Annotated in this window: 4 protein-coding genes; 3 read left to right on the top strand and 1 reads right to left on the bottom strand. The window is 61.3% G+C overall.

From position 1 onward, the window contains the following. Positions 1-149 precede the first annotated feature (149 nt). A complete protein-coding gene (locus tag VHL31_RS01950) occupies positions 150-422 on the top strand; it encodes a hypothetical protein (RefSeq protein WP_329659518.1) in 273 nt (90 codons plus the stop codon). 707 nt (positions 423-1129) lie between these two features. Here VHL31_RS01950 and VHL31_RS01945 read toward each other — a convergent pair. Further along, positions 1130-1252, bottom strand: a complete 123-nt coding sequence (locus VHL31_RS01945) for a hypothetical protein (RefSeq protein ID WP_329659517.1) — start codon at positions 1250-1252, stop codon at positions 1130-1132. A gap of 633 nt (positions 1253-1885) precedes the next feature. On the opposite strand from VHL31_RS01945, the gene VHL31_RS01940 reads away from it, so the two are divergent. Continuing rightward, complete coding sequence (locus VHL31_RS01940) at positions 1886-2296, top strand: AbrB/MazE/SpoVT family DNA-binding domain-containing protein (protein WP_329659516.1); 411 nt, start codon at positions 1886-1888, stop codon at positions 2294-2296. 94 nt (positions 2297-2390) lie between these two features. Then, positions 2391-3182, top strand: a 792-nt coding sequence (locus VHL31_RS01935) for a PepSY domain-containing protein (protein WP_329659515.1), incomplete at its 3' end; no start/stop codon positions are given.

Raw genomic sequence — 3182 nt, 5'->3', positions numbered from 1 at the left:
CTGCCAGGCTGAAGACGGCTGGCCTGCCGCATTATCCAACTCCACCACGAGGAGTGGCCCCAGAAGCATAGGCTCAAAACCCGCCGCAGCAGGCGCATTGTCCAAAACCGGGTGCCCTGGCCAGTAAATGGAGGTGTCCAGACGCCATCGTGCCGAAGAAGCGCCGTCAGCGACACGAGTGGTTCGGTAACGGCGAAATGCTGCGGATGACGCTGGAGGCGCTACGGAAGGCATCTGAGCCGCTAACGGCGCGCGAGATCGCCTTGGTGCTGATGGAACGCAAGGGCTTCGACCAGAACGACGAAGCCACGACCCGGACGATTGAGAAGCGGGTGGATGCGACCGTTCGGCGGCGAGAGGGGCTTATTGAGCGGGTTGTGTACGGACCTCGTACGGTAGGGAAGGTTGCTAATTCTCTATAGCTCGAACGACTTAAAGCGAGCAGGACTGAAGAATATATGATCTAGCAGGTAGCTGAGGCTTAAGGCCGGTTGTAGGTGCCCCTATGAATTTCACCACTGCAAGCTCCGGCTAAGAGGGCTGAGGCGCTAGAACGACTTAAAGGATCAGAATCTTATCAGGAGATTGATGAGAACGATCTTCACTTTTCCTCATGTGAACCTGTTGAATAGCTTTTGTAATTGAGCCATGGGCATCGTGCCGTCCGCTGCCAGCAGCCGCATCAGTTGCGGCTCTTGGAGTGGCTTAGTGCACCGGCCGTAGTCCGCTCCCACTGCACGCCGTTGCTCTTCGGGCGCATGTCTTCACGCTAGGCCATCTCACCAGTACGAAAGCGCAAGTGCTGGGTGTAATCGGCCTAAACCAGCCGGAAGAAGAAGCTCTCCGCCCTAATCGGTGCAGGAGCCTTAACCGAAAACGCTGCCCGACGGCTGATGCGCTTCATGGCGAAGCGGACGGTACATCAACCACATCGGCATGTTCAGCCGGTACGTCCCTCAACCCTTGCCAAGGGATCCAACACGGCCATGCCGCAGTCTTTGAAGTTCCTGAGGCACGCACCCTGCCCTCGGGCAGCCGGTCCAGCCCATAGAGGATCTCGTCCCGAACGAGCGGATCACCGCCTGCTTGAAGAATGGCGGCATCCTGGAGAAGGCTGCGGCCTGGCCAATCATGCACTGCCGTGCTTCTGGCCAATTACCTTCGCGGCCGGATCCGTTCCATCATCGACAGGCGTACCTTCCTCGACCTCGCCCGTTGCGATCCGCATGACGTGGACAACGTTGCTGATCATGTTGGCGGGGCGCTTCTCGCCCTTTGTCCCTTAGGCATCGTTGGTCTTCCTCCGGAAGACGCCAATCAGCTCTCCATCTGGCCCAACGCGGACGGCTACTAGCTCACTGTCCCCATCCCCAAACCTGTCTTCGACCACTTTCCTCCACGTCTTCATCTCATTCACTAGTTCGGGGTCACTCAAGATCAGAGGTCGCTCATATTCGCCAAGTTCTGTCTGAATAATAGCCATCACCCGCCTCCGATTGATACTTGGCAGTAAGCATATAGGGAAAGAGTGCTGGCGTCAGCCGCAGCGAACCTCAAGCTGAGACACTACCCGATCGCGCTGTCCTTTGAGCACGGCTTCATGGGCATGCAAACCTCGCTCCTGCGTAAAGCAGCTAACCTTCCAGGCAGCCAAGGCACAGGCTGGATGATGGCGCCATGGTGGCTGCGACGTGATGACCAGGGACTACGCCGGCACCTGGCCGTTCATCAACCAATCCACGATCGCGATCTGTCATTGGTCGAAGTGCTCGCTTCGGCTATCCTGAAACGTGGTGAGCGATGGGTACCAGCCTGTTGATGGCCGCTGCCGTTCGCCACGCGATCAAATTCCCCGCACGATCCTGATCGAAAGATGCTTCCAACCATGTCCAACCTTCGCCTGCATGATCACGGCTGGCTTGCCCTTCCTGCCGAGCTGCGCAAGCAGCTGGGCCTTCAGACCGGCGACCGCTTGCAGCTCGAGCTGATCGAGGGTGCCCTGCGGCTGCGGCCGGCAGATCAGGCTGCGATGCCAGAGGTGGCTCAGCCCGCACTTGCTGTGGTGGTACCGGACCAGCCACCGGCAAAGCGAGGTCGTGGGCGGCCGCGCAAGCAGGTACAGGCTGATCCGCCGGTGGCAGAGCAGCAAGCCGAGTTGCTGTTGCAGCCGGCATTGGTCCAGCCGGAGCAGGCAGCAGCCACGGCTGCGTCGACCAGTAAGCGTAGCACGCGCGGCCTACTCCCCAAGCTCAAGGTCGGTGGCCGGCGCAAGAGCGTGCCTGCCGACGCCGTCTGACCATCTTGAGCAAGGCTTGATGTACTCGCTCCCAGCTCTCTACCCTATCTGCACCAGAGATTGTACATTCAGGGTTCAGTGATGCGGGACGAAGATGGGTGACATCGCTTTTGGCGCTCGGCAGGCCACCGCGCAACGGCCGGCCCGCGCCGCCATCTACCGTGCCGTCTGGCGCTGGCACTTCTATGCCGGGCTGATCGCCCTGCCGTTCCTGATCCTGCTCGCTGTGACTGGTGGGCTCTATCTGTTCCATGACGAACTGGATGGCTGGTTCCACCGCGACCTGCTGACGGTCGAGGCGCAGACCTCGCCGGCCCTTCAGCCGGCGGACCTGACCAGCCGCGCACTCGCGGCCCACCCCGGCACGGCCTACAAGTATCTGCCGCCGGCCAACCCCAAGGCCTCCGCCGAGGTCGGGATCAAGTCGCCCTCCAGCGAGAAGTTCTCCGTCTTCCTGGACCCCTATGACGGCCGGGTGCTCGGCACGCTCGGCGACCAAGCTTCGGTCATGTGGACGGTGCGCCAGCTGCACAGCCTGGCCCTGTTCGGCACCTGGCCCAGCTACCTCATCGAGATCGTGGGCGGCTGGGCGATCATCCTGGTGGTGACCGGCTTCTATCTCTGGTGGCCGAGGAGACGGCAGAGCGGTGGGATCGTCAGCTTGCGCGGCACGTCCAGGCAGCGGGTGTTCTGGCGGGATCTTCATGCCGTCACCGGCATGGTCGCCGGGCTGTTCATCGGCTTTTTGGCGCTGACCGGCATGCCCTGGTCGACCTTCTGGGGCGACAAGTCCCTGGCCATCCTGACCAGCATGAACCAGGCCTTTCCGGCCGGTGCCTGGGGTGACACACCAACCTCGGCTGTCCAGATGCAAGCAGCGGTCGAT

This window comes from Geminicoccus sp. (assembly GCF_036263595.1).
Taxonomy (GTDB): domain Bacteria; phylum Pseudomonadota; class Alphaproteobacteria; order Geminicoccales; family Geminicoccaceae; genus Geminicoccus.
This window is presented reverse-complemented; position numbering and strand designations above follow the sequence as displayed.